We start from the raw sequence: 2,094 nt of genomic DNA on the forward strand, positions 1-2,094 counted from the left end.
ATAATTTTTCGCAACAGTGCCCTCTTACAGCCCTTAAAATTATGATTATTTGTCGCTGCTAAAAATAGTGCTTGAACTAAGCTTGCATATTCTTTTTGGTCACCAACTTTATTGCCGGGATATTTACTTGCATATAGTTTTAAAAGCGCCTTTTCCAGCAATACATCTCGAGTAGCATCATCACTAGCACTAAAATCAATCACCTTACCATGATTAATCCCTTCTTTGAGTGCTCGTAGTAATTTAATCGCCTGCTTGCCTTCAAGAGATTTAGAAAAATAGCCCCCTTCAGATTCTTTATCGCTAGATCTATTACGTAAATAGTTTTGATACAGGCTGTCAATGTTTGCAACAAATGAATTACCCGGGGTAAGAAGGTCTTTCAGCACCGTATGCACCATAGCTAAATCAGCCAGCAACAAAGCTTCTTTTTGTGTCTTACTGCCATCATAGTGTAAAAATTGTGTATGCTGATTAATAGGCAAGTTCATTACATAAAACAGCGGTCTATTGTCACGAGTTGCATTATAATGATGCGCGCCCTTAAATATTTTTTTAGCACTAGCCTCTTGTTCACACGAATCCTGCCCTCGAGGTAAAGAGGTCAATAAATTGTAAACCACGGGAGGGGCATCGCTACCCTGTAAATTATAGCCAACCATAAAGTCTCGAATTTGCTGGCTAATCGTAATACTGCGACCTTGGGCTTTAAACTCCTTTAAAGATGGCACTTTAACTTGAGACTGCGATGGCTTAGCATCATCAAACCTCTCTTTGGCATCATCAGATCGCACTAAAGCATAGCGGTCTATGGCCATCATCGCCGCAGGCTGGTCTTTCTTACTATGTGAGGACTGCTGTTTCTCGGCACCTCTGACATAAGTCAACACGCCTGTCAGCTGATTAGTTGCAAGGTAGTCCATATCCGCGGCCGTGTGTGTTTTTAACCACTTACGACTGTTTTCTCTCGGCGTTGCTGCAGGAGGCGATAATAAATGGCTCATCACCATACTTTCTGCAACCGTTGCATATTTAACGCGCTGCTGATCAATAAATCGATTGATCTCCCCTACACCAATATCCTCACAATCATTCAAAAAGGCTGCAATATCCGCATTGATCAACTGATAAACATAATTATAAGCAAACTTAAATGCAGTACGTGCTCTATCTTGATCTATCGTTACCGCATTAACACAGCGCAATACATGAAAATACATTTCTTTATGAATCGGAATAATACTAAAGCGCTGATTTGAACACGTAAGACGATCAAAGTTAGCTCTTAACTTATCTCTTAATAATGGTGATGGAAGCGTATCTGCTAACTGTTGATAAAAAAAATCCAACTTAGCCTTAGTTCTAGCTAAAGCCTCAGCTTTATCTTCTTCACTCTCTCCTGCTGCGCGCTCAACCAGATCAACGGCCACTAATACCTTTCTAGGTCCGTCTTTATCCTCAAACTGACCTTCTGCCAACGCTTGCCCTTGCAGATCAAAATAATGCTTGCCAAGCTTTTGAGCTGGATTACCTGCTGCTTCTTGCACCAAGCGAGCTAACTGAATAGGAGAGGAGTGATTGCCTTCTATTTTTAAGAATGTAAGCTCTGGCATAACAACTCTCCCGACCACAACAACAAAGTTATACTATTTATTAATTTAGCAAAGCTAATATCCAATCAACAGCCAGACAACATGATATTCATCTACTATGTCATCGATGCAGAAACTTAGCTCCATACTTAAAAAATAATCGAAAGTTGTTTTTAGTAATATTGAGAATATTTTCAAAAATAGAAAAAAATCGCTAGTAAAGTGTAAGTGTTAACTCATGTTACGCAGCAAGAGCTAATTGATACTATAATCGCCCTCCGTCATCTGAAGTGCAACACTCAGTAGAGAGTTCATATTCATACAGATAAATTCTCTAGTTCGCCTTTTGACTTAGAGGGTAGAGATGGTTTATCGGCACTTAAATGAAAAAGATCGTTTTTATATCGAACAACGGTTATCAGAGGGAGACTCGCTCAGATCAATTGCTAGAGCACTTGGCTTTTCTCCTAGCACGATTAGCCGTGAGATTAAACGGCACACC

Annotated in this window: 2 protein-coding genes; one reads left to right on the top strand and one right to left on the bottom strand. The window is 39.9% G+C overall.

Features of this window, described 5'->3' with window-relative positions:
* On the bottom strand, positions 1 to 1,613 hold a 1,613-nt coding region (locus C200_RS01050; protein ID WP_033923638.1), incomplete at its 3' end, for a hypothetical protein.
* A 343-nt stretch (positions 1,614 to 1,956) separates the two neighbouring features.
* On the opposite strand from C200_RS01050, the gene C200_RS14705 reads away from it, so the two are divergent.
* Positions 1,957 to 2,094, top strand: a 138-nt coding sequence (locus C200_RS14705; protein ID WP_155276066.1) for a helix-turn-helix domain-containing protein, incomplete at its 3' end; no start/stop codon positions are given.

This window comes from Piscirickettsia salmonis LF-89 = ATCC VR-1361 (assembly GCF_000297215.2).
Classification (GTDB): domain Bacteria; phylum Pseudomonadota; class Gammaproteobacteria; order Piscirickettsiales; family Piscirickettsiaceae; genus Piscirickettsia; species Piscirickettsia salmonis.